The following is a 23,331-nucleotide window of genomic DNA, read 5'->3' as shown; positions in this document are numbered from 1 at the left end:
CGCTAATCGCTCATGAGCTGCTTTTTCTGGACCTTTCCCATCGCGTTGCGCGGCAAACTGGCGACCAGGTGCACCGTTCGTGGGCGTTTGTGGGCGGCCAGGCGCTCGGCGACGAACGCGATCAGCTCCTCCGGCGTCACCGGGTCGGCCACCACGAACGCGGTCACCTGTTCACCCAGATCCATGTGCGGGGTGCCGACCACGGCCGCCTCGCGCACCGCCGGATGCAGCAGCAACGCGTCCTCGACCTCACCGGCGCCGATCCGGTAGCCGCCGCTCTTGATCAGGTCGGTGGAGGCGCGGCCGACGATCCGGTGCCAGCCGTCCGGGCCGATCGTGGCCACGTCGCCGGTCGGGTACCAGCCGTGGATCAGCTCGGCCGGCCGCACGCCGCCGTCGCGCAGGTAGCCGTCGAGCAGCGTCGGCCCGCACACCTGCAGGTTGCCGATGCTCACCCCGTCGTCCGGCACCGGGTTGCCGATCTCGTCGACCAGCCGGGTGTGGATGTTGTCGAGCGGCCGCCCGACGTGGCCGGCGCGGCGCTCGCCGTCGGCGCGGGCGCTGACCGTGATCAGGGTTTCGGTCATCCCGTAGCGCTCGACCGGGGCCTGGCCGGTCAGCCGCTCGATCGCGTCGAAGACCGGGACCGGCAGCGGTGCGCTGCCGGAGACCAGCAGCCGGGCCGGCTTGAGCGCCGCCGCTGCGGCGGGGGCGGCGGCGATCCGCGACCAGACCGTGGGGACGCCGAAGTACATCGAGCCGGGGTTGGCGGCGTACGCCTCAGGGGTTGGTTTTGTGGTGTGTCTGATCCTGGAGCCGAGGCGGAGCGGTCCGAGGACGCCGAGCACGAGTCCGTGCACGTGGTAGAGGGGGAGGCCGTGCACGAGCGTGTCGTCCGGGGTCCACAGCCAGGCGCTCGCGAGCGCGTCGAGATCCGCGGCGATCGCGGCGCGGGACAGCACGACGCCCTTCGGCGCGCCGGTCGTGCCGCTCGTGTACAGAACAAGACCGGGTCCGCTCGGGTCCGGCTCCGGCGGCACGCTGCCGGCTTTCCCGCCGGAGATCTTCTTCAGGGGTACGGCGGTGGCCCCGCCCGCCGCCGGATCGTCGGAGAGGATCAGCTCCGCGCCGGAGTCCCGCAGGATGTGCGCCCGTTCCAGCTCGCCCGCGTCCGGCGGGATCGGCACGATCGGCACCCCGGCGAGCAGCGCGGCGGTCACCGCGACGATCGTCGGCAGGCCGGGCGCCGCGTGCACCGCGACGATCCGCCGCCCGGCTATCTCCGCCGCCAGCCCGGCGGCCCAGCCGAGCAGTTCGTGGCGGGTGACCTGCCGATCCGGCGTGACCACGAAGTCGGCGACATCGGCGTTCTGCAGCAGTGCGGCGAGCAGAGGCATGTGTGGATCATGCCAGGCGAAAATCGGTTGCCCCGGATTCGGCGGTCCGGAAGGCTGGGCCGCATGAATTACTGATGCCTCCACCCCGGGTCCCGTTCTCTCCTCCGGCATGCCTTCCGTCGCGCTGCCGTTCTCCTGTGGAGCATCAGTCTTGTCTTCCAGCGTGTCCATTTTCGCTGCCCCGTCCAGTTGGATCGAATCCAGCGCGATCGACCAGTGTCACCAGGTCGCCGCGCTGCCCGGCATGCGGCACGTCGCCGGCATGCCCGACCTGCACCCCGGCAAGGGCGCGCCGATCGGCGCGGCCATGACCTCGTCCGTGCTCTACCCGTTCCTGGTCGGATCGGACATCGGCTGCGGCATCGCGGTCTTCCCGATCAAGCTCAAGCGCCCGGTGCCGGAGAAGCTCGCCGCGCGCTTCCCCGACCTGGACGTGCCGGACCACGCTTTTTTCGACGTGGCCGAGGTTCCCGGGGGATACACCGAGAGCCTCGGCACCGTCGGCCGTGGCAATCACTTCGTCGAACTGGCCCGAGTCGGCACTGTTTTCGACGCCGATCACGCTGACCGGCTCGGACTCGCCGCCGGCGACCTGGTGCTGATCGTGCACAGCGGCTCGCGCGGGCTCGGCGAGCGGATCCTGCGGGCGCACACCGAGGTGCACGGCGCCGGCCCGGCCGAGGACCCGGCCGCCTACCTCGCCGCGCACGACGACGCGGTGCGCTGGGGCTCGCTCAACCGGCGGATCATGGCGGCCCGGGTCGCCACCGCCCTCGGCGCGGCGGTGACCGAGCCGATCGTCGACGAGTGCCACAACTCGGTGGAGCTGCGCGACGGGCTCTACCTGCATCGCAAGGGCGCGGCCAACGGCGACGGCCGGGACGTGCTGGTCGCCGGGACCCGCGGCACGCCGTCGTTCCTGGTGGCCGGGCACGCCGGCGCGGAGGCCGGCTGGTCCGTGGCGCACGGCGCGGGACGCAAGATGTCCCGGGCCGACGCGCTGCGGCGAGGAAAGGCCAAACACACCATTGAGGAGCTTCGGCGTACGGCGGTGGGCTCGCTCGTGGTCTGCGGGGATCGTCAGCTGCTGTTCGAGGAGGCGCCGACCGCCTACAAGCGCATCGAGCAGGTGATCGGGGACCTGGTGTCGCACGGGCTGGCCACCTCGGTGGTAAGCACGATCCCGCTGGTCACCTACAAGACCGCCGATCTGGCTCCTGCTGCTCGTGGGAAGGGGCGACGGTGAGCGTGCATCTGCTGATGTCGGCCGGGCGGGGGCCGCAGGAGTGCTCGTGGGCACTGGCCCAGCTGCTGCGGCGGCTGGAAGCTGACGCCCGCGGGCATTCCGTGACCGTCGAGCGCGTCTCCTCCGTCACAGGGGAGCGGCCCGGCACCTATCGTTCGGTGCTGCTGCGGATCTCGGACCCCGGGTTCGCTTCGTCCTGGACCGGGACGTTGTGCTGGCAGGCGCCCAGTCCGTACCGGACCGGACCCGGCCGCAAGAACTGGTACATCACCGCCCAGCCGTGCGAGGTCGGCACCCCGCGGACCACGTTCGCGGAATCCGACGTGGACGTGGTCGCCGTCCGCACCGGCGGCCCAGGTGGCCAGCACCGCAACAAGGCCAGCACCGCGGTCCGGGCCACCCACCGCCCGACCGGCATGGAGGTGGTCGTCGACACCGAACGCCAGCTCAGCCTCAACCGCCGGCTCGCCCTGGACCTGATCCGCCGGCGCCTGGCGGAGTCCGACACCGCCGCCGGTCAGGAGTCGGTCACCGCCCGCTGGCGCCTCCACGACGACCTGATCCGGGGTGATCCGACCCGGGTGGAGCGCCCATGATCTCGCCCGGTGGATCAAACTCGCGCCGACTGGCCCTGTCCGCGCCGCTCCTGATCTGTCAGGCTCGATGAGTTCGTTCAGGAGCCTTGGGGGTGTCAGATGCGCGAGGTCCCGCGCCCGGAGGAGAGGTCGTCCCCGTCCTCCATCGAGATGCTGATCTTCCACCCGTCCTCGGCCGCGGCCCGCAGCCCGGAGACCGCCTCCCGGATCCCGCACCAGCAGGAACGCTCGCCGTCCGCCACCCCGGTGGCGGACGACCTGCGGATCTTCGGCCTGCTGCGGCTGCTCCGGCAGGACGAGCTGGAGGAGCAGGGCCTCGACGTGGAGAGCCGCCCGCTGCGCGGCTACCAGCTCCGCTTCTCCAGCGCCGGCTCGGTCCGGCCGGAATATCACACGGTGGTGCTGAACGCCGGGGCCCAGGCCCGCAGCTACGGCCTCGGCGTGATGTTCCCGCCCTACACGGTGCACGCCCGCAAGTCCACGTCACCGCCCGTCGACAACGACTGCGAGCTCACCCAGGTCGACCACGTCCACATCCGCCGCGCCGAGGTGCCGCAGGACGACTCGCTCCGATCCGCCCCGATCCGGGAGATCCTCGCCCAGGCCCACCCCGACCAGGACAACGCCGCGGTCGTCCGGGAACTCCGCGCGGCCCTCGCCGACCAGCTGGCCGTCCGCACCCTGCCCCGCCCGGTCCGGGCCGCCTGCCTGGCGTCCGCCCACGAGGCCACCACGGTGGTCCTCGGCGACGACGCCATGACCAGACTCGACCCGGGCTTCGTCCTGGAACAGACCGCCATCCCGGCCGGCGCCCTCCTGGCCGCCGACGAGGACCTGGCCCGCGCCTACGTCGACCTGCTGGCCGACCCCCAGGACAACCCGGTCACCCTGGCCGCCTTCCTGCACGACCTGGTCGAGGCCGCGGCGACCACCACCGACGAGAACCTCCTGGGGTACGCCGACGGCCTCCCTCAACAGCACCCCACCCTGCTGGGCTTGTTCGGCCTGGTCACCGCCACCCAGTCGACAAGCATCCAGCTGACGGTCCCCACCGACCTCTACACCAACCTGACCACCACCCCCTACGGCTTCGCCCAAACCGCCACTTCCTACCTCTAACCCCCGCGTCTCGCGCCCGCGTCTCGCGCCCGCGTCTCGCGCCCGCGTCTCGCGCCCGCGTCTCGCGCCCGCGTCTCGCGCCCGCGTCTCGCGCCCGCGCCGTCCCGAGTTGCACCTCGTGTCTCGCGCCTGCCGTGCCCGGGCCTCGTGCCGTGCCTCGGGCTTCATGTCCGCGCCATGCTCGGCCGTGCGGTGCCCCGCGCCCCGTCCCGGCAGTGTCGGCTGCGCGCGGGGAAGTCGCGCTCGGCGCTATCTGCAGGCCTGGTGGGCCGGGCAATGCGACGGCGCGGCGACGAAGTGCTGCACGCCGCCGAACAGGGCGGCCGAGGTGAGCAGGAGGACGAGCGCCGACCGGCGACGGACAGCAGCCGGGTGGGACGGGTGACGGCGATGCATGGCTTCCTCAACTGTGCGTGATTTCTGCTTTCGCCCTCCAAGCTATGTCCACCCGATTTGCCCGGCTAGAGGAAAAGATCCCAGCTTGCGCCCCGACAGCGTGGGCGGACCATTCGTCACCCCAAGAACCCACCAACCCGGCTAATCCTTTAGAGCCACCCGCCATCGCCTCACCCATTCCCGTCCCGCGATCGGCCAAAAGGGCGCCGCTCGGGATGGCGTCGCTCGGGAACGCGCTGCTCGGGAACGCGCTGCTCGGTGGGCGCTGCTCGGGTGGGTGCGGATTGGGGGCGCCGCTCGGGAGAGTCCCGCTCGGGAGGGCACTGCTTGGGAGCTGCGCTGTTCGGGACGGGGCAGCGTGGGTGGGCGCCGTTCAGGAGGGCGCCGTGAGGAGGGGGCTGGTGGGGACGGGCGACGGGCAGGGGTGGCGGCTGGTGGGATGACGGCTGAGGCGGACGCCAACCGGGTGGCTGGCGGCCGCCTGTCCGGGCCGGGCGCTAGTGCGAGCCGGCCATCGTGCTGAACCAGCGGGCGATCTGCGGAACCGCCAGCAGCTCCGACCCCTCGTGCACCATGCCGCTGTAGGACGTGTCCACCCCGACGTCCACCGCCGGAACCCGCACCCCGCGAGCCGCGAACGACGACCGGCAGGCCACCGTGTTCGCGTTCACCGCCTGCTCGTCGCCGGGGCTGAAGTAGAGCCGCACCGGGACCCGCGGCGCCCACTCGCAGACGCTGTCCGCTTCCCGCAGCGCCGCCGCGAACCGTGCGTTCGGCCGGCGCAGCAGGTCCCGCCCGGCGTCGGTGAGCAGGTCGTCGACCGTGGCCGGCACCCCTTCGAGCACCTCCGGCCCGGGGTGGCTGGCGTCGAGCAGATCCCCGATCGCGACGTAGTCGGGCTTGAAGACCTCCGCCGGATCCCGGTAGATGTCGTGCACCCGGTCGTACGACGTCAGCAGATAGGCCATGTACGCCGCCGCCAGCCGGGGCTGCACCTCGGGGGTGAAGACGGCCGGGATCTCCGCCTTGCGCAACGCATACGCCCCGCTGATCGGGGCGACCGCCGCCACCCGGAACCACGGATCGGCCCCGCCCTGCAGCGCCTCGGACAGCCCCAGCGCCGCCGACGCCCCCTGCGAGAACCCGGAGGCGTAGACCTCCCGATCCAGCCCGATCCCCTGCCGCGCGGCGAAGGTCTTCGCGGCCCGGAGCAGATCCAGCGAGGCGCTGGTCTCGGTCGGCACGTCCATCCACGGGTGCGGCCCGGTGCCGGCGCCGAGCCCCAGATAGTCGGGCGCCACCGCGGCGAACCCGGCGGAGGCGAACGTGATGGCCGGCCCGGTGAGGAACAGGTCGTCGGCGACCGACGGGGCGTCCCCCCGATACACCGAGGTGCCGTGCGCGAACGACACGGTGCGCAGGTGCCGGGCGTCGTTGACCGGCAACGCGACCAGTCCGCTGGCGGTGGTGACCTGCCCGCGGGTGTCGACGGTGCGATAGATGAGTTGGTGGAGGCTCACGCCGTACCTCGCATCGGCGGCATCGAAGCCGCCTGCCGTGAGCAATCCCTGGACCTGGGCCCGGGACTCGTAGGTCGTGATCGGGTTGACCGCGACCAGCGAGCCCCGGGTGACCACCGATGTGGATGCCGCGGCGGGCGCGCCCATGGCCGCCCCCGCGACGGCAGTGAGCAGCACTGCCGCGATGAATCGTCGAAGTGTCCGCATGAGAACGACGCTATTCACCCGGCAGGCCCGCCACGATCCTGCTGGCGTTAGCTTCCGGGGTGGTGCCAGGACTACTCCGGATTGCGGAAGACCGCCCGGACCAGGGCGATCAGCGCCTTGGTGGCCGCGCCCGGCGTACGGTCCGCCGGGATCGCCAGCGACAGCGGCCAGCTCAGATCGGCGCCGGTCACCTCCAGCGTCGCCACCGTGGTCGCGTCGCGCAGCAGGAAGCGGGGGAGCAGCGCGATCCCCAGCCCGTGCTCGGCGTAGCCCACCCCGGTGCCGATGTCGCTGATCTCGATCGTCACCCGGCGCCGGACCCCGGCCGCCGCGAACGCCCGGTCGGACACCGCCCGGTTGCCGAAGCCGATCGGCGAGTCGACGAAGTCCATCCCGGCCAGCTCGGTGATCGGCACGCTGGCCCGCCCGGCCAGCGGATGCTCGGCCGGGACCACCAGATCGAGCCGCGCGCATGCCAGGTCGATCAGCCGGATGCCGGCCGGCGGTGGGCCGGGCAGCGACACGAACGCCAGGTCGAGGCGGTGCTCGGTGAGCCGCTCGACCAGGCCGGCCGAGCCGGACGGCGCGGCGCTGGTCTGTAGCAGCACGTCCGGGTGGCGGCGATGGTACTCACCGAGCAGCGCGGGCAGGTCCAGCATGCGGATCGAGGTGAGCACGCCGAGACGTAACGTTCCGCGCAGGCCGCCGCGCACCTCGTCGACCGCGTCCCGGGCGTCGCGCGCCGCGTCCAGCGCGATCCGCGCCCGGGGCAGCAGGGCGGCGCCGGCATCGGTGAGCAGCACCCGCTTGGCGTTGCGGTCCAGCAGCTGGGCGCCGAGCTCGCGTTCCAGCGACTTGATCGCCGCGGAGACCGCGGACTGGACCACGTGCAGGCGGACGGCGGCCCGGGAGAAGTGCTGCTCCTCGGCGACCGCGATGAAGTACTCCAGCTGACGCAGCTCCATCCAGCAAGTATCACTGATACTGATCGTAGTCTTCAAAAACTTGTGTTGGACGTGATGCTTGCTGGTGCGGATGCTGTGGGCATGACTGTTCTGGCTCCTGCTCCGCGTCTCACCGATGCGTCTGTGAAGACCCGGCACGGCGCCGGGTTCTGGATGATCGCCGCCGCGTTCCTGATCGCGATGGCGTTCTCCACCGTCCCGACCCCGCTCTACCCGCTCTACGTGGCCCGGGACGGCTTCTCCACGTTCACCGTCACCGTCGTGTTCGCCGTCTACGCCGTCGGCGTGGTGATCAGCCTGCTGCTCGCCGGCCACGTGTCGGACTGGGTCGGCCGCAAGAAGATCCTGATCCCCGCGCTGGGGCTGGAGCTGGTCGCCGCGGTGCTGTTCCTCACCGGCACGTCGCTGCCGGTGCTGCTCGGCGCTCGCTTCCTGACCGGTCTCGGCGTCGGCATGATCACCGCGACCGCGACCGCCTACCTGCACGAACTGCACGCGGTGCACCGGCCCGAGGCGTCCAAGCAGCGCTTCGAGGTGGTCTCCACGGCGGTCAACACCGGCGGCCTCGGCGCCGGGTCGCTTCTGGCCGGGCTGATTTCGACGTACGTCGAGGGCCCTTTGCGTACGCCGTACATTGTCTTCGCCGTTCTTCTCCTGGTCGCCGTCGCCGCCGTCGCCCTGACCCCGGAGACCGTGCGGGAGCGGCTGGTCAAGCCGGCCTACCGCCCGCAGCGGATCAGCGCGGACCGCACCGTCGCGGGCTACCTCGCCGCCGGTTTCGCCGCGTTCGCCGTCTTCGGCCTGTTCACCTCGGTCGCGCCCGGTTTCGTGGCCGGCACCCTGCACCACTCGTCGCGGGTCCTGGCCGGCGGCCTGGTCTTCGCCGTCTTCGGCGCCGCGGCCGCCGCGCAGGCCCTGACCGGCCGGCTCTCCGCGACCGCGAAGCTCACGCTCGGCCTGACCGCCCAGGGCGCCGGCGTCCTGGTCCTGCTGACCGGCATGTACCTGGCCAGCCTGCCGGTCTTCGTCCTCGGCGGCATGATCGCCGGGATCGGCGCGGGCACCCTGTTCAAGACCGCGGTCGGCACGGTCGCCGTCCTGGCCGCCCCGTCGCGTCGCGGCGAGGCGCTGGCCGGCCTGTTCCTGATCGCGTACCTCGGACTCACCGTCCCGGTGATCGGTCTCGGACTCGCGACGCAGGCCTTCACGCCGCTGGCCGCGATGACCGGCTTCGTCGCCCTGATGCTGGCCCTGCTCGGCACGGTCGCCGCGATGACCGCCCGCCGGCCCGCTTGAGCCAGCAGAGCAAAAAGCTTGAGCCCGCAGTGCGGAAAGCTTGAGCCTGCGGTGCGAATGGATCGCCGATCAGGAATCGGCGATCCATTTCTGCTCGATCCGCCACGTACAGGTACGGAGCCGGACCTTGCCGGAGCGCTCCTCGGTGAGGCACGGCCCGTACTGTCCGTTGCGGATCGCCTCGGTCAGCCACCACTCCTGCGCCGGATCGGCCCCGTTGCACTCGGCGACCCGGACGACCGTACCCTCGGCTCGAATGCAGTTCTCGCCGTTGTAGAGCTTTCCGCTGCTGGCCTGGAACCAGTCCTGGCCGGGCGTGTCATTGCCGCACCGGTGAGTGCTCAGCACCGTTCCGATCGGCCCGCCGGTCAGGCAGCGACCGCTGTCCGCCTTGGTCTGAATCCAGCCCTGGTGCAGCGGCGGCGGGGCCGCAACGGGCGCGGACGCCAGCATGCCCGTCGTCAGAGCGGTCAGAAAACGGGTGATTCGCCGCATAAGCAATCATCCTACGAATGCGCTCCGGGCTTCCGCAGGAAAACACCGAGGGGCGGGCAGGCCGCCCGCCCCTCCGAGTTCGCGCTGTCAGCAGGTCACTTCTTGGCGGCCGTGGCCGGAGCCGAGCTCGCCGCACCCGCGTCGTCCGCCGCACCCTGCTCGTCCGCACCGGCCGCGCCCTGGTCACCGGCCGCACCCTGGTCGTCGGCGCCCGCGCCCGCCGCACCGGCGCCGGCCGCCACGACGGCCTTCGCGTCGGCCAGTGCCAGGCACGCCTGCAGCAGGCTGGCCTGCGCCGACGTCACCGCGGTCGCCGCCGCGTCGTTCGCCGCCGCACCCTGGTCGCCGGCCGCACCCTGGTCGCCAGCCGCGCCCTGATCCCCGGCCGCACCCTGGTCGTCCGCACCGGCGGCACCGGCCGCGCCCTGGTCGTCCGCGTTCTGCTCGTCCGCGGCGCCGGCTGCCTCGGCCGCCTTCGAGGCCTTCTTCAGCGACTTGAGGTACTTCTTGGTCAGCTTCTTGTTGTCGGCCTTGTTCTCCGCCGCGCTCTGCTCCGCGGCCGCACCGGCCTGCTCGCCGGCGGCCGCCGCGGCGTCCAGCGCGAACTGGTCGCACGCCGCCTCGAGCGCCTGCGCCGAAGCCACCGCGGCCTGACCCGCGTCCTGCGCCTGGACCGGCTGCAGCGCCTCGCCGTCACAGACCACGGCACCCGCGTTGACCTGCACAGCCTGACACTTGGACACGTCGAACTGCTGACCGTCGACGCTCAGCAGATCGGCTGCCTTGGGCTGGGTGCTCGCGTTCGCGAACTGAACCCCGGCGACGCCGGAGACCACCAGCACTCCCGCGACCACTACCGCGCCGATCGTCTTTCGCCGATTACCCGGGTTCCGTCGGTACGTGCGCGACCTCATGATCACTCCTCGTCGTTGGACGTCGATGTTCACCGGTTGGGGGGCCATACGGGGCCCGCGGCCCGGCCGGTTCAACGCCCCTCCGCCGCGACCCCCTCCGGAGCGCCCGGATCCGGGGTCGAATCCGCAGGTCAGAGCACTCCTCGAAAAACCTTGAAAAATTTGCCCGAATCGAGCGAACGGGCGGCCCGCTTTTCCCGAAGACCGAATTCGTTCGGTACGGCATGATCGCGGTCATGGACCCGGTGGACGTCGCCCGTCGACTCGTGCAGGACCGTTTCCCCGCCGCCGACTGGGCGATGCTCACCGGCAGCGTCGTCGGCCCGCACCGCACCGCGGGCTCCGACCTGGACATCGTCGTCCTCGACGAGACCGATCCCGGTCATCGGGAGAGCCTGCACCACGAGGGCTGGCCGGTGGAGTTCTTCGTGCACACCCGCGCGAAGCTCACCGGCTTCCTGGAGAGCGAGCGGGCCCGGCGCAAGCCGAGCACGCACCGCATGCTCGCCGACGGTGTGGTCCTGCTCGGTGACCCCGGCGACCTGCCACAGTGGTGTGCCCGGATCCTCGCGGACGGGCCGGGCCCGCTCTCCCGCGAGGAGCACGACTGGCTGCGCTACGGGCTCACCGACGGCCTGGACGACCTCCACCACGCGATCGACCCGGGTGAACGCACGGTGATCGCGGCGAGCCTGTGGACCGGCACCGCCGAGGCGATGCTGTCGTTCGCCGGGCGCTGGGTCAGCGGCGGCAAGTGGCTCCTGCGCGACCTGCGTGAGCACGACCGGGACTTCGCCGACCGCTGGCTGGCCGCTCGTGAGGATCCGGCCGAGCTGGCCACGGAGGTGCTGGAGGCAGCCGGCGGTCCACTCTTCGACGGTTACCGTGCGTAGAGATGCGCCGGGCGCTTTCACCCGGCTCTTCGTCGACGGTCGCGGATGGTGCGGGCGGGCGGTGCCAACGTCGTACCGTCGCAATTGTGGTTGAAGCCGGCGCCGGGATGCCGGCATGGACCACCGCGTGGTGTCATCTGCGGCGGGCGAGCGCGACGCCGAGCAGGGCGACGGCGCCGCCGGCGATGGCCAGCGGATGGGGAGTTTCGGACAGGATCGGCCAGGCGAGCAGGATCGTCAGCGGCGGCACCAGGTAGGTGGTGACGCCCAGCCGGCCGGCGTTCATGTTGGCGAGCGCGTAGGCCCAGGTGCCGAACGCCAGCGCGGTCGGCACCAGCCCGAGATAGACCACCCCGGCGATCGAGCCGGCCGGCGCCGAACTCAGATCGTCGATCAGCCCGCCGGTGAACGGCAGCGTCACGATCATGCCGACGACGCAGGCCATCTGCGTGACCTGCAGCGCGGGCAGCCGGCGCAGCGTCGGCTTCTGCAGGGTGACGCCGATCGCCCAGGCCGCGGCGGAGATCAGGCAGAGCGCCACCCCGAGCGGATCGGCCGGCTCGCCGCCCCGCCCGGCGAAGCCGATCAGCAGCACGCCGCCGAACGCGATCCCGGCGCCGATCAGGAGGCTGCGGGGGAAGCCCTCGCCGAGGAAGAAGCCGGCGAGAACCGCGATCAGAATCGGTCCGACGTTGACCAGCATCGCGGACGTGCCGGCGTCCAGACGTTGCTCGGCGGCGTTCAGCGTGACGTTGTAGAGGCCGAACCAGACGACCCCGACGCCGACCACCCGCGCCCACTCGCCGCCGGTCGGCCGCACCCACGTGCGGGTCGCGAGCACCGCGATGGTCAGGGCGATCGCGCCGGTGGCGAGGCGGCCGAGGGCGAGCGAGCCGGCCGAGAAGTGCGCGTGCACGGCGCGGATCGCGACGAACGCCGACGCCCAGGCGACGACGGTGATCCCGACGGCGGCGAGGACGGTGACGGGTGGGCGGACGCGGTCAGCGGGGACAGCGGAGACGGACATGGGCTCACCGTAGAGGGGCGACGGTTCGGTGGTCACCGCACGATGCCGCCGGGACTACGGCACCTTCGCGCCGAGCAGGGCGCTCAGCCCACCCGCCCGCTGCAGCTTCTGCCAGCCGAGACGGATGCCGCCGAGGGCCGCCAGCGTCGACTGGATCAACACCAGGTACATCAACTGGCGGTAGACGAACTGCTGGATCGGCACCCGCCAGATCGGCCGCAGCGACTCCTTGTCCAGCCGGAAGGCGTAGATCGTGCTGAACACCTGGGTGGCCAGCATGGTCAGCCAGGCGATCACGGTCTCCACCGGGTTCAGGAACAGCAGGCCGTAGACCAGGAACACGTCGATCAGCGGCGACAGCAGCGGCATCAGCGTCTGGAACAGCGCGAGGTTCAGCAGCCCGCGGCGTCCGAAACTGCCCTTCTCGACGAGCGCCCGCCGGTGCTTCCACATCGCCTGCATCGTGCCGTAGCTCCAGCGGTACCGCTGCCGCCACAACTGCGAGACGGTGCGCGGCGCCTCGGTCCAGGCCCGCGCCTGCTCCTCGTAGACCACCCGCCACCCGGCCCGCACGATCGCGATGGTCAGGTCGGTGTCCTCCGCCAGGGTGTCGTCGCTGAGCCCGTTGACCTGCCGCAACGCGTCCGTGCGGAACGCGCCGATGGCCCCGGGGACGGTCGCCATGCAGCCCATCACGTCGTGCGCGCGGCGGTCGATGCTGAACCCGACGACGTACTCGATGTGCTGCCAGAGCGCGATCATGCCGGTCCGGTTCGCGATCTTCGCGTTGCCGGCGACCGCGCCGATCCGCGGGTCGGCGAACGGCTGGACCAGGTTGCGCACGGTGTCCGGCTCGAACACCGTGTCACCGTCCATCATCACCACGACCTCGGTGTCGGCGGCCGCGATGCCGGTGTTCAGCGCGGCCGGCTTTCCGCTGTTGGGCTGCCAGATCACCGTGACGTTGCGGTACCCGAGCGACTCGGCGATCTCCGCGGTCCCGTCGGTCGACCCGTCGTCGACCACGATGATCCGGATCGGGTGGGTGCTGGCCGCCAGCGATCGGACGGTGTCGGCGATGCACTCCTTCTCGTTGTAGGCCGGCACGACCACCGTGACCGGTTTCGTATACGCCGGACCCCACACGTGCCCGTCCCGGCCGCGCCGGGCGTGCCGCCGCCCCAGGACCAGCATGATCAGCAGGCGCACGATCGTCAGCACGCCGAAGACCAGCAACAACGCGGAGAACCAGACGGACACGTCGGTGGCGATCCGCACCGCGCCGACCAGGCCGAGGCCGAGCACCCGCTCGTCGGTGGTGGCGACCGGGTTGACCGTCGTCATGCCGGACGTGGCGGCGACGGTGGTGAACGTGTACCCGGCCGCCTGCAGCGCGGGAATCACCTTTGCCAGGGACTCGGCGGTCAGCGAGCGGTCGCCGCCGCCGTCGTGGAAGAGCAGGATCGCGCCGGAGTCGTCGTCGGGGGTCACCGCGTCGACGATGTCGTCGACCGTGACGTCCGCCTCCCAGTCGCGGCTGTCCAGGTTGTTCACCACGGTCAGGTAGCCGCGCTCGCCCATGTCCCGCATGACGGCCCAGTTGTTGTTGTCCAGGGCGGCGACCGTCGACGAATACGGCGGACGGAAGATCACGCTGGTCACCCCGGCGGCCCCGGCGAGAGCCAGCTGCGTCTCCTCCATTTCGACGGTACGGCGCCACTCGCCCTTGCTCGACAATTCCGGATGCGTGAACGTGTGGATACCGATCTCGTTCCCGGACTCGGCGACCTCCCGGACCACGTCCGGATACTCGGCGATCTGCGAGCCGATCATGAAGAAGGTGGCCGGCACGTCGTACTTCGCCAGGACCCGCAGGATCTCCGGGGTGTACTCGGGATCCGGGCCGTCGTCGAAGGTCAGCACGATCTGTTTGTCCGGGACGGAAACCGTCGTGGTGGTGGTGCCGTCGGTCTGGATGATCGGGCCGCCGTTGAGCGCCGCACTGGGGACCTGATCGGTCTCCGAGGTGGAGGCGGTCGCCCCGTCCTGGGTGAATTCGCCCTGCACCAGGCCATTCACCAGCAGAATGCTGGCGAACAGGCTGATCAGCACGGCGAAGACGATCCAGCGCGGCTTGGGCACCCGGATTCTTCGCGGTTCCTTCGGCACGTTCGTCCTTCCGGTGTGGAGGCAAGTCCATAGGTCGGTCAAAGGAATCGGTGTCACCATCCGGCGATGGATCCGATCCGTCGTTGCCTGATCTGTCTCTCAGCCGTCGTGGTGCTGCTCGCCGGCGCGTGCGATTCCGCCGAGCCGGTCGTCGTCACGCCGAGCCCGGAGCCGTCGGCGTCGGCATCGGCGCAACTCGCCGTCGCGCCCTATCTGGACGTCGTCGGCGGCACGGCCGACATCGGCGCGATTCATGCGGCGACCGGGCTGACCGACTTCACGCTCGCCTTTCTGCTCGCCGATGAGTCCGGGGACTGCGTGCCGAGCTGGGGCGGGACGAAAGCGCTTACCGACAGCGGCATTCGGGCGGCGATCGCGCGGATCGAGGCGAACGGCGGCCGGGCGGTCATTTCGACGGGCGGGGCTTCCGGTACGTATCTGGAGCGCGCCTGCGACGCGGATGAGCTGGCCACGGCGTACGGGAAAGCCCTCGATCTGGTCGACAGCAATCATCTGGACGTGGACCTCGAACAGGACGTCGACGTCCCGACCGTGATCAGCGCGCTGAGCAGTCTGCAGAAGTCGCGCGAATCCGCGATCACGTTCACGGTTCCGGTCGAAGGGGACGGGCTGACCGCGGAAAGCGGCACGCTGCTGCGGGCCGCCGCGAAAGCCGGACTCGACGTCACGGTCAACGCGATGGTGATGAATTTCGACGCGAGCGGCGACTGGGGAACGGCGATGGTGAACGCGAGTGAGGCGGTCCGGGACGATCTGGCCGGGATCTGGAACGACCGGAGCGGGCCGGAGATCGCCGCGATGATCGGGCTCACGCCGATGATCGGGGTCAATGACACCGGGGCGGTCACGACGATTGCCGACGCGCGGACCCTGGTGGCTTACGCGCGGGAGAACGGGCTCGGATTTCTGCGGTTCTGGTCGGTGGATCGGGACAACGGGGCGTGCGCCGCCGGGACGCTGAGCGGGACGTGCAGTGGGATCTCGCAGGACGAATACGCGTTCACCACGCTGTTCACCGGATAGCCGATTCACCGGTGGCCACCCGTCACCGAGGGCCACCGGGAGGGCCCATCGGGCCCGGATCTCGGAAGACGGGCGCGGCCGATTTCGATACGGTGCTCGCGGCCGTGGACGCGGTGGGTGCCGTCGCTGTTGCCGATGCCGTGGCGGACACCGTCGCTTTCGTGGTCAGCTCGGCGCTCGGCGCCTGGACGACACTGGCGATCACCACGCCGATGTAGGTCAGCGCCCCCAATGCGGCCACCCCGCCGAACAACGCGAGAATGCGCCCCCGCCGCCCGCTGGAATCGACGAACACCTTCCTGCCGCCGGATTCGTTCTGCCTGGTCGAGGCATAGATCATCGCGCTGGTCCTTCCCGAGAACGGTGCGATTTCTTCCAGGCAGCAACCTAGGAATGCAATCTGGGCGGGGACTGTGGTCGCCCCCAGCGCGTTCTGTGCGAAATTGTGACCGTGCGTATCCGTGGCGATTACCGCATTCCGCACGGGATTCTGCGATCATGCGGCATGACCGTTCTCCGTACGGTGAACACCGCCGACCTGACCGAGAGTGATCGCACCCGGATCCGCACCATGCTGGACGACGCGTTCGACGGGCGTTTCGACGATCACGACTGGGATCACGCGCTCGGCGGTCTGCACATTCTGATCAGCGTGGACGCCACCCTGATCGCCCACGGCGCGGTCGTCCAACGGCAATTCCTGCATCGGAACCGATCACTGCGCTGCGGATATGTCGAAGCGGTCGCCGTTCATCGGGCCCATCGCCGGCGCGGTTTCGCCTCCGCGGTGATGACCGAGGCGGAGCGGATCATCGACCACGGTTACGCCCTCGGCGCGCTGTCCGCGTCGAGCGTCGCCCGCGACCTCTACCTGGCGCGCGGCTGGCAGCCCTGGCTCGGCGGCACCGCGGTGCTCGCCCCGGCCGGCGTCACCGGCACCCCGGCCGACGACGGCAGCACGCTGATCCGCCAGGTCCCGGGCCGGCTACTCGACCAGACCGCGCCGATGATCTGCGACTGGCGTGACGGCGACGTCTGGTGACGCAATCCGCCGAGCCATTTCCGCAACCGGCAGAGCGGGATTAGCCGCCGCCGAGCCGCGCAATTCAAAATCGTCGAGCAAAAACACAATTAGGCGTACGGGAAGATGCGGCGACCGTGCGGCGGCCCAGCGCACCGACTCGTCCGGATCACCGAGCAGGCGCTCCAGGATGTCCGGCCCGGCGGCCGGATCACGGGCGGCGAGCAGGCGCGCGTGCGGCCGCGGGTCGCCGGCGAACCGGGCCAGGCCGGCCGCCGGAAAGCCCGGCCGGTCCGGCATCCCCGGCCGGCAGCAGCGGGCGTGCCGGTCCAGGTGCAGATAGGCGTAGAGCAGCGTCTCGGGCGGCGCGTCCGGATGCCGATGCCCCAACTCCAGCCGGACCTCGTGATCCGGATCGTCGGCCAGTTGTTTGACCAGGTCGGCGGGGAGACGCGGATCCTGGGCGGCGCGGCGGCGCAGATGCGGGCTGACCGACGTCGCCCAGGCGGCCAGCCGTTCCGGACCCGGCTCCGGATAGTCCGCGTTGGGGTAGCGGGCGTCCGGGTCGGCGTCGATCGCCGCCCGCTGCTCCTCGGAGAGCACCGGATGCACCGAGATCTCGGTGCGCACCTCGACGTCCGGATCCGCGCCGAGCGACAGCGCCTGCTCCGGTGTCAGGTCGTCGCGACGGGCGGCCCGGCGGCGGGCGGCCGGCTCGCGGTGCGTGACCAGGGCCTGCACCGCCTCCGGCGGCAGATGTGGGTTGAAGGCGAGATCGGTCAGGTCGTACTCGTCGCCCTCGGCCAGCACCCAGGCCAGCAGCTCGTCGGAGAGCGGCCCGCGCAGGATCGCGGCGCGCCGGTACCCGCGGCTGCCGTTCAGGTCGGCCAGCGTCTGCGGGCGGGTCAGCTCGGCCAGCTCGTGGGCCATCCGGTCCCGGATCGCGGCCGACTCGTCGTGCCGCAGGGCCTCCCGCAGCTCCGGTTCCAGGCGCGTCACCAGCAGGCAGCAGGCCATCCGGAGCCGGGGATCCGGATGGCCGGCGACGATCGGCCGCAGCCGCGGCTCGGCGGACATCCGCTCGGCCAGCTCGCCGACCAGCTCGTCCTCGGTGATCCGGCCGGCGGCGAGCAGGCGGGCGAACCGCTCCGGAACCCGGCGCAGCACCCGGTCCGGTAGCGCCAGGCCGGGGACGTCCTCCATCAGCCGCCGGACCGCCGGATCGGGGTCGTCGAGCAGCCGCAGGCGGACCTCCGCCGGGACCGCGTCGTTCGCGCCCAGCGCGGCCCGCACCCACGGCTCGGGATGCCCGGCCATCGCGGTCACCGCGGCGGCCGGCAGGGACCGGCGCTCGGCCAGACCGGTCGCGGCCGGCCCGCCGTGGTCCCGGATCAGCCGCAGGAGCAGCCCGTCGGGGAGCGCGGGATTGACGGCGAGACCCTCCAGAAGCGCCTCCGGCTGCGGAAACTCCGGCCATCGGCGCTGTTCCGGCTGGGGTCGTGGCCGGGCCTTACCCGCGGGCATCCACACTCCTGAGGAATCGATGTAAATGCCAGCCTAGGCGGAAGTTTGAGCAGGTCAAGGGGGGTGTTCACCCGATCGACGCACGGCTCGTGAGTCGGGTAGGGTGGGTGTGGACCCGCTCTTCGGCCCGTTGATCCGTGGCCCGGTGCCGTCGGGATCGGGCGCTCACCGGCCGTACATCGCAATTGACCAGGACCGGAGCCCACCGCAAGCAATTCGCGGGTTTGTGCGCCGCAGGCGCTCGGGGTTCGTGCCCCAGGTTCGTCGAGAGACGCGGCGGCGGGCACAATGGGAGGGTTGTTGCCGCGGGGACGTCAGGAGGAACGGTGGCTCTAGAGGTACGGCCTGAGCGGTGTGTCGTCGCGGTCGACGGTCCGTCCGGATCAGGCAAATCCACCGTATCCCGGCGTTTGGCCACCGCGGTCGACGGCGTCTACCTGGACACCGGCGCGATGTACCGCGCGGTGACCTGGGCAGTCCTGCAAGCCGGCGCGGACCTGGCCGACCCGGAGGCGATCGCCAAGATCGCGCTGGAGACCGAGCTCTCGATCGGCACCGACCCGACCGCGCCGCACTTCGCCGCGAACGGGACGAACGTCGACGAGCCGATCCGTGGCCCGGAGGTCACCGCCGCGGTGTCCGCCGTCTCCGCGGTGCCGGCCGTGCGGAAACACCTCGTCGCCCTGCAGCAGGCGATCATCGCGGGACAGCCGCGGATCGTCGTCGAGGGCCGCGACATCGCCTCGGTCGTCGCGCCGGACGCCGACCTCAAGGTCTACCTCACCGCGTCGGCCGCCGCGCGCGCCGCCCGGCGCAGCGCCGAGGACGCCACCGACGTGGCGGCCACCCAGGCGGATCTGGCCCGCCGCGACAAGCTGGACTCCAGCCGCGCCACCGACCCGCTGCGCCAGGCCTCCGACGCCCTCGAGGTGGACACCACCGGAATGGGTATCGACGAGGTCGTGCAGCACCTATTGACTCTGCTGAGCAGCAAGGTAAGTAAGTGACTGAATTTCCCGCCGGCCTCGACATCAACGATTTCGAGGGCGGGTTCGATCTCTCGTCGGACTCCCCGTCCCCGGACGACGACTCCTTCACCGGCCCGGTGCCGGTCGTAGCAGTCGTCGGCCGCCCCAACGTCGGCAAGTCGACGCTGGTCAACCGCATCATCGGCCGCCGCCAGGCGGTCGTCGAGGACGTTCCCGGCGTGACTCGGGACCGCGTGCCCTACGACGCGCAATGGACCGGCCGGCGATTCACCGTCGTCGACACCGGCGGCTGGGAACCGGACGCCAAGGACCGGGCAGCCGCCATCGCCGCCCAGGCCGAGATCGCCGTCCAGACCGCCGACGTGGTGATCTTCGTGGTCGACGTCACCGTCGGCCCCACGGATGTCGACGAGGCCGCCGTGCGGATGCTGCGCCGCAGCCACAAGCCGGTGATCCTGGTCGCGAACAAGGCCGACAACCAGAACCTCGAGCTCGAGGCGGTGTCGCTGTGGTCGCTCGGCCTCGGCGAACCGCACCCGATCTCCGCCCTGCACGGCCGCGGCTCCGGCGACCTGCTCGACGACATCCTCGCCGCGCTCCCGCCGACCCCGCCGATCATCGAGGGCGCCCCCCGCGGCCCCCGCCGGATCGCCCTCGTCGGCCGCCCCAACGTCGGCAAGTCCAGCCTGCTCAACCGCATGGCCAAGGAAGAACGCGCGGTCGTCGACTCGGTCGCCGGCACCACCGTCGACCCGGTCGACAGCCTGGTCGAGATGGACGGCGAGATCTGGCAGCTCGTCGACACGGCCGGCCTGCGAAAAAGAGTCAACCAGGCGTCCGGTACGGAGTACTACGCGTCCCTGCGTACCGCCGGCGCGGTCGAGGCGGCCGAGGTCGCCGTCGTCCTGCTCGACTCCGGCGACGTGATCAGCGAGCAGGACCAGCGCGTGATCACCCAGGTGATCGAAGCCGGCCGCGCCCTGGTCATCGCGTTCAACAAGTGGGACCTGGTCGACGAGGACCGCCGGTTCTACCTGGACAAGGAGATCGACCGCGACCTCAAACGGGTGACCTGGGCCGTCCGGGTCAACATCTCGGCCAAGACCGGCCGCGCCGTCGACAAGCTGGCGCCGGCCATCCGCCGCGCGCTGGTCGGCTGGGAACAGCGCATCCCGACCGGCGCCCTGAACCAGTGGCTGACCGCCCTGACCCAGGCCACCCCGCACCCGGTCCGCGGCGGCCGCGCCCCGCGCGTCCTGTTCGCCACCCAGGCGGGCATCTCCCCGCCCCGGTTCGTGCTGTTCACCACCGGGCCGTTCGACGCCGGGTATCTGCGCTTCATCGAACGCAAGCTCCGCGAGGAGTTCGGCTTCGAGGGGACGCCGATCGAGGTGTCGGTGAAGCCGCGTAAGAAGACCGGGCCGGGGGGCCGTGGGAAAGCGCATGGGTGAGGTTGGTAAGCTCTAGGAGATGTCGCGCCGGGCTGGGGTTCGGGGCGGGATCGGGCTGTAGCGCAGCTTGGTAGCGCACTTGACTGGGGGTCAAGGGGTCGCAGGTTCAAATCCTGTCAGCCCGACGATCAAGAAGGCCGTTTACCCTGGCATTATGCCTGGTAAACGGCCTTCTTTGTGTTTCGCTTGATCCTCAAATTCCTACTAGCTTGGGTGCTTTCGGGGACCGTTTGGGGACCACGGGGGCAATCTTGGGGTCAATTGACTCCTGATCAGACGACCCGGAGGCGGGGACTGGCCGGGGACCGCGGGGCCTTGAGGTGGGCGCTGAGTGCGTCGCCCGCCTCATCGATCGAGCGCTGATCCGGGTGCAGGTACCGCTGTGTGGTGCTGAGCGACCCGTGCCCGGCGATCACGCGCAGCACGTGCACCTTGACGCCGGCACCGGCCAGCCACGTCAGGGCGGTGTGCCGCAGGTCGTGCCGGCGCAGGTGCTCGTACCCCATCGCGGTAACCACCTCGTCCCAGTGAGTGGCGTCCCGCAGCACCGCGGTGCTGATCCGTCCGCCCCGCGGGCCGGTGAACAGCCGCGTGTCCGGACTGGACGCGGAGTCCAGCCGCTCGATGACCATCGGCCGGACCTCTTCGATGATCGGGACCTTGCGGGCGCGTTTGCCCTTGGTTCCCTTGTCGATCAAGCCACCCGGGCCGGGTGTGGTTTGCCTCCGCACGGTCCACGTCCACGTCCTCCGATCGATGTCACCAGCGCGGACGCCGGACACCTCGCCGATGCGGGCCGCGGTGCAGCCGGCGAACGTGACGACGTTGCGAGTGCCGATAATGTCATCCGTGCTGGTCACGCAGCATGTTCGTATTCGTGGAGGAGCCCGCCGAGTCGATCATGTCGGTGGACGCGCAGACTCGCGAGGTCGGCTCGCTCGGTCATCGGGTCGGGTAGTGCTCGCAGAGGCCGGGCGTTCACGATACCCCGGTGTGGCCGGTGCTGATTGTGGTGGCGTTCGTACTCGCGCAGAGCGTGCAGCAGATGCGCCTGATTCCAGATCAAAATCCGGTCGAGCAGTTCGTGCCGGACGGACTGGATCCACCGCTCCATGATCGAGTTCATGCGAGGCATCCTTACCCCGGTGAGCACGACCTCGATACCTGCGTCGGCCAAGATCGCGTCGAACAGAGCTGGGTATTTGCCGTCTCGATCGCGGATCAGGTACCTCACTCGGCAGCCGGCGTCCTCGAGGTCCATGACCAGGTTCCGGGCCGCCTGCGTGACCCACGCGGCGTGCGGATGCGCGGTGGCACCGAGGATCCGGACCCTGCGGGTGGCGTGTTCGATCACCGCGAGGACGTACAGACGGGCGCCGGTCAGCGTCACGGTCTCGAAAAAGTCCGCGGCGATCAGGCTCTGGGCTTGGGAACTCAGAAACGTCGCCCAGGTGCTGCTCGTGCGCTCGGGTGCCGGGTCGACGCCGGCGTCGTGGAGGATCTCCCACACGGTGGACGCGGCGACCTTGACCCCGAGGACGAGCAGTTCGCCGTGGATGCGCCGGTAACCCCAGCCGCTGTTCTCACGGGCCAGACGCAGCACCAGCGCACGGATCGACCGGATCGTTCGTGGCCGACCGGCCCGGCGGGGCCGGGAACGTGCGGCGTGCCGTCGGGCGATCAGATCACGGTGCCAGCGCAACACCGTGTCCGGGTGTACCAGCAGCCGCAGCTGGTGCAGCACCGGTCGGGGTAGCGGATGCAGCAAAGCGGCCAGCCACGCCCGATCCGCCGAGTGGAACCGGACCCGGTCGCCGCCGAGGTGCCGTTCCAGGACCATGATCTGGTGCCGCAAGACCAGGATTTCGGCGTCCCTGTCGCGGTCGCTCATCGGCAACAGCCGCAGCAGAGCGAGGGCGTTGGTCACACCGAGATATGCCAGTCGCAGCAACACAACCAATCATCCTCGCGGAACAGTGCGCGTCGAGCATCACCGAGGTCCGGTCGCCGAAACCGACCCTTCAGTTCAGGCCCGCGCGTTGGCGATCGAGATGGGCGTGACCAGGGTGGACGAGGTTTTCGGCACCCGCACGGTTGCTGCCCCGGCTCGCATCCGTTCGGCGGGCCTCGTGCGGAGCCGCCAGATCCACGCCGGCGCTGTCCTCCGGTTTGTACTCGTAGCTGATCGCGTTGCCGCGATCGTCGAAGCTCTCGCAGATCAGCCAGCTGAAGATGCGGCGTGGATCTTTCGGGTCGGCGATCCTGCTGCGCCCGTCCCGGCCGTAGACCGAGGTGACGTCGTCGCGGGTGATCGACCGCCAATGCGATTCCCCGGTCGCCACGTTCGTCCATTGCTCGATCCGAGCGAACTGTCCTTCGATCCGCGGACGGTATCGCCGGACGAGATAGGAGGCCGTGCCTTCCCGCCGGGGCGTGGGATCCCGGCGCCAGCCGTCCGCGTCGGGGACGCGCACCTCTACGAGGTCTTCGGCGCCTGAGAGAATGAACGTGTCGGGTTCATCCTCCGCGTACCGCGGCACGCCGCGGTCGGTACGGCGCGTGATCGACTGCAGCGACAGACCCCAGCCCAGGCCGAAGATCCCGTTGCCGGAGCCCGAGTCGTACTCGAGGGACAAGGTGGGGCCGAAACCGGAGCGGCCCGCACTGAGCCCAACGGGGACAGCGATCGAACCGGTGCCGGTGACGGGATTGGCGCCGAACTTCTCGCCGATTCCCCGGATCGCCCCGCCGCCCTTAGGCAGCGAGACAGCGGGCGGCGCCATCGAGCCGGGCATGCTTTCCCTGGCTGCTGAGGTCGTCGCACGGCTGCTCGCAGAATCCTGAGCCGTCATCGGCACTTCTCGCAAAGGGCGTTGGCACATCATTGTCTCGCACGGTAAGCAACGCGTGAGTCGAATGCTGCCCGTTTTGACGGCTGCCGGTGCTTCGCATTGGTTCTGAGCTTCCGTAGCGGCCGACGTAGTGTGGAAGCCGCATCAAGTGTGGTCACACCACGCCCTAATCCCCGCGGTGCCGTCATCGCAGGTGGTGACGAGATAGCC

The 23,331-nt window shown here is 70.6% G+C and carries 20 protein-coding genes, 1 tRNA gene and 1 pseudogene; 10 read left to right on the top strand and 12 right to left on the bottom strand.

The features are described from left to right. Positions 1–2: 2 nt before the first annotated feature. Positions 3–1,397 (bottom strand): AMP-binding protein, encoded by a 1,395-nt coding sequence (locus L3i22_RS42535; RefSeq protein WP_221323104.1) that lies wholly within the window; start codon positions 1,395–1,397, stop codon positions 3–5. 109 nt (positions 1,398–1,506) lie between these two features. Here L3i22_RS42535 and L3i22_RS42530 point away from each other — a divergent pair, with 109 nt between their 5' ends. The 3 genes from L3i22_RS42530 to L3i22_RS42520 all read left to right on the top strand — a co-directional run bounded on the left by L3i22_RS42530 (position 1,507) and on the right by L3i22_RS42520 (position 4,358). Further along, positions 1,507–2,643, top strand: coding sequence for an RNA ligase RtcB family protein (locus tag L3i22_RS42530; protein WP_221323103.1), 1,137 nt, complete (start codon positions 1,507–1,509; stop codon positions 2,641–2,643). Further along, positions 2,640–3,239: a peptide chain release factor H gene (prfH, locus tag L3i22_RS42525; RefSeq protein WP_221323102.1), complete on the top strand. Its 600-nt coding sequence runs from the start codon at positions 2,640–2,642 to the stop codon at positions 3,237–3,239. Before L3i22_RS42530 ends, prfH begins: the two co-directional genes overlap by 4 nt. Positions 3,240–3,338: 99 nt before the next feature. Then, complete coding sequence (locus tag L3i22_RS42520; protein WP_221323101.1) at positions 3,339–4,358, top strand: hypothetical protein; 1,020 nt, start codon at positions 3,339–3,341, stop codon at positions 4,356–4,358. An 893-nt stretch (positions 4,359–5,251) separates the two neighbouring features. Here L3i22_RS42520 and L3i22_RS42515 read toward each other — a convergent pair. Both L3i22_RS42515 and L3i22_RS42510 read right to left on the bottom strand, forming a co-directional pair. Next, complete coding sequence (locus L3i22_RS42515) at positions 5,252–6,481, bottom strand: S9 family peptidase (RefSeq protein WP_221323100.1); 1,230 nt, start codon at positions 6,479–6,481, stop codon at positions 5,252–5,254. 71 nt (positions 6,482–6,552) lie between these two features. Next, the gene (locus tag L3i22_RS42510; protein WP_221323099.1) at positions 6,553–7,446 is read right to left on the bottom strand and encodes a LysR family transcriptional regulator; all 894 of its coding nucleotides are present in this window, start codon (positions 7,444–7,446) and stop codon (positions 6,553–6,555) included. Positions 7,447–7,527: 81 nt separating this feature from the next. Here L3i22_RS42510 and L3i22_RS42505 point away from each other — a divergent pair, with 81 nt between their 5' ends. Continuing rightward, positions 7,528–8,742, top strand: coding sequence for an MFS transporter (locus L3i22_RS42505; protein ID WP_221323098.1), 1,215 nt, complete (start codon positions 7,528–7,530; stop codon positions 8,740–8,742). A 69-nt stretch (positions 8,743–8,811) separates the two neighbouring features. Here the strand turns inward: L3i22_RS42505 and L3i22_RS42500 are convergent, their stop codons facing one another. Both L3i22_RS42500 and L3i22_RS42495 read right to left on the bottom strand, forming a co-directional pair. Continuing rightward, complete coding sequence (locus L3i22_RS42500) at positions 8,812–9,237, bottom strand: RICIN domain-containing protein (RefSeq protein ID WP_221323097.1); 426 nt, start codon at positions 9,235–9,237, stop codon at positions 8,812–8,814. Between the two features lie 95 nt (positions 9,238–9,332). Further along, on the bottom strand, positions 9,333–10,151 hold the full coding sequence (locus tag L3i22_RS42495; protein WP_255657579.1) for a hypothetical protein: 819 nt from the start codon (positions 10,149–10,151) through the stop codon (positions 9,333–9,335). A gap of 236 nt (positions 10,152–10,387) precedes the next feature. Between L3i22_RS42495 and L3i22_RS42490 the strand changes: the two genes are divergently transcribed. Then, complete coding sequence (locus L3i22_RS42490) at positions 10,388–11,044, top strand: nucleotidyltransferase domain-containing protein (RefSeq protein ID WP_221323095.1); 657 nt, start codon at positions 10,388–10,390, stop codon at positions 11,042–11,044. Positions 11,045–11,177: 133 nt separating this feature from the next. Here the strand turns inward: L3i22_RS42490 and L3i22_RS42485 are convergent, their stop codons facing one another. Beyond that, positions 11,178–12,071: a DMT family transporter gene (locus tag L3i22_RS42485; protein ID WP_221323094.1), complete on the bottom strand. Its 894-nt coding sequence runs from the start codon at positions 12,069–12,071 to the stop codon at positions 11,178–11,180. A gap of 54 nt (positions 12,072–12,125) precedes the next feature. Continuing rightward, complete coding sequence (locus tag L3i22_RS42480) at positions 12,126–14,240, bottom strand: bifunctional polysaccharide deacetylase/glycosyltransferase family 2 protein (RefSeq protein ID WP_255657578.1); 2,115 nt, start codon at positions 14,238–14,240, stop codon at positions 12,126–12,128. Positions 14,241–14,306: 66 nt separating this feature from the next. On the opposite strand from L3i22_RS42480, the gene L3i22_RS42475 reads away from it, so the two are divergent. Continuing rightward, positions 14,307–15,284 carry a glycosyl hydrolase gene (locus L3i22_RS42475; RefSeq protein ID WP_221323092.1) on the top strand — a complete coding sequence of 326 codons (978 nt, stop codon included), beginning with the start codon at positions 14,307–14,309 and terminating at the stop codon, positions 15,282–15,284. A 22-nt stretch (positions 15,285–15,306) separates the two neighbouring features. Here the strand turns inward: L3i22_RS42475 and L3i22_RS42470 are convergent, their stop codons facing one another. Then, positions 15,307–15,624, bottom strand: a complete 318-nt coding sequence (locus L3i22_RS42470) for a hypothetical protein (RefSeq protein ID WP_221323091.1) — start codon at positions 15,622–15,624, stop codon at positions 15,307–15,309. Positions 15,625–15,789: 165 nt separating this feature from the next. Between L3i22_RS42470 and L3i22_RS42465 the strand changes: the two genes are divergently transcribed. Next, complete coding sequence (locus L3i22_RS42465) at positions 15,790–16,326, top strand: GNAT family N-acetyltransferase (RefSeq protein WP_221323090.1); 537 nt, start codon at positions 15,790–15,792, stop codon at positions 16,324–16,326. On the opposite strand, the gene L3i22_RS42460 is transcribed toward L3i22_RS42465, so the two are convergent. Continuing rightward, positions 16,270–17,829: a hypothetical protein gene (locus tag L3i22_RS42460; RefSeq protein ID WP_221323089.1), complete on the bottom strand. Its 1,560-nt coding sequence runs from the start codon at positions 17,827–17,829 to the stop codon at positions 16,270–16,272. The two genes, L3i22_RS42465 and L3i22_RS42460, sit on opposite strands and share 57 nt — an antisense overlap. Before the next feature lie 326 nt (positions 17,830–18,155). Here L3i22_RS42460 and cmk point away from each other — a divergent pair, with 326 nt between their 5' ends. The 3 genes from cmk (at position 18,156) to L3i22_RS42445 (ending at position 20,394) form a co-directional block, all read left to right on the top strand. Continuing rightward, a complete protein-coding gene (cmk, locus tag L3i22_RS42455) occupies positions 18,156–18,836 on the top strand; it encodes a (d)CMP kinase (protein WP_221323088.1) in 681 nt (226 codons plus the stop codon). A gap of 23 nt (positions 18,837–18,859) precedes the next feature. Continuing rightward, positions 18,860–20,269: a ribosome biogenesis GTPase Der gene (gene der / locus L3i22_RS42450; protein ID WP_370644566.1), complete on the top strand. Its 1,410-nt coding sequence runs from the start codon at positions 18,860–18,862 to the stop codon at positions 20,267–20,269. A 51-nt stretch (positions 20,270–20,320) separates the two neighbouring features. Then, positions 20,321–20,394: transfer RNA gene (locus L3i22_RS42445), tRNA-Pro, on the top strand. Between the two features lie 147 nt (positions 20,395–20,541). Here L3i22_RS42445 and L3i22_RS42440 read toward each other — a convergent pair. The 3 genes and pseudogenes from L3i22_RS42440 to L3i22_RS42430 form a co-directional block, all read right to left on the bottom strand. Further along, positions 20,542–21,099 (bottom strand): annotated as a pseudogene (locus L3i22_RS42440) (tyrosine-type recombinase/integrase); the annotation flags it as partial. Between the two features lie 26 nt (positions 21,100–21,125). Then, positions 21,126–22,223, bottom strand: coding sequence for an integrase core domain-containing protein (locus L3i22_RS42435; protein WP_221323086.1), 1,098 nt, complete (start codon positions 22,221–22,223; stop codon positions 21,126–21,128). Between the two features lie 67 nt (positions 22,224–22,290). Then, positions 22,291–23,121 (bottom strand): SpvB/TcaC N-terminal domain-containing protein, encoded by an 831-nt coding sequence (locus L3i22_RS42430; protein ID WP_221323085.1) that lies wholly within the window; start codon positions 23,119–23,121, stop codon positions 22,291–22,293. Positions 23,122–23,331: the final 210 nt, after the last annotated feature.

Origin of the sequence: Actinoplanes sp. L3-i22 (genome assembly GCF_019704555.1) — a bacterium.
In the GTDB taxonomy this organism is placed as follows: Bacteria; Actinomycetota; Actinomycetes; order Mycobacteriales; family Micromonosporaceae; genus Actinoplanes.
The sequence above is the reverse complement of the archived record's forward strand: the minus strand, read 5'-3'. Positions and strand labels throughout refer to the sequence as shown.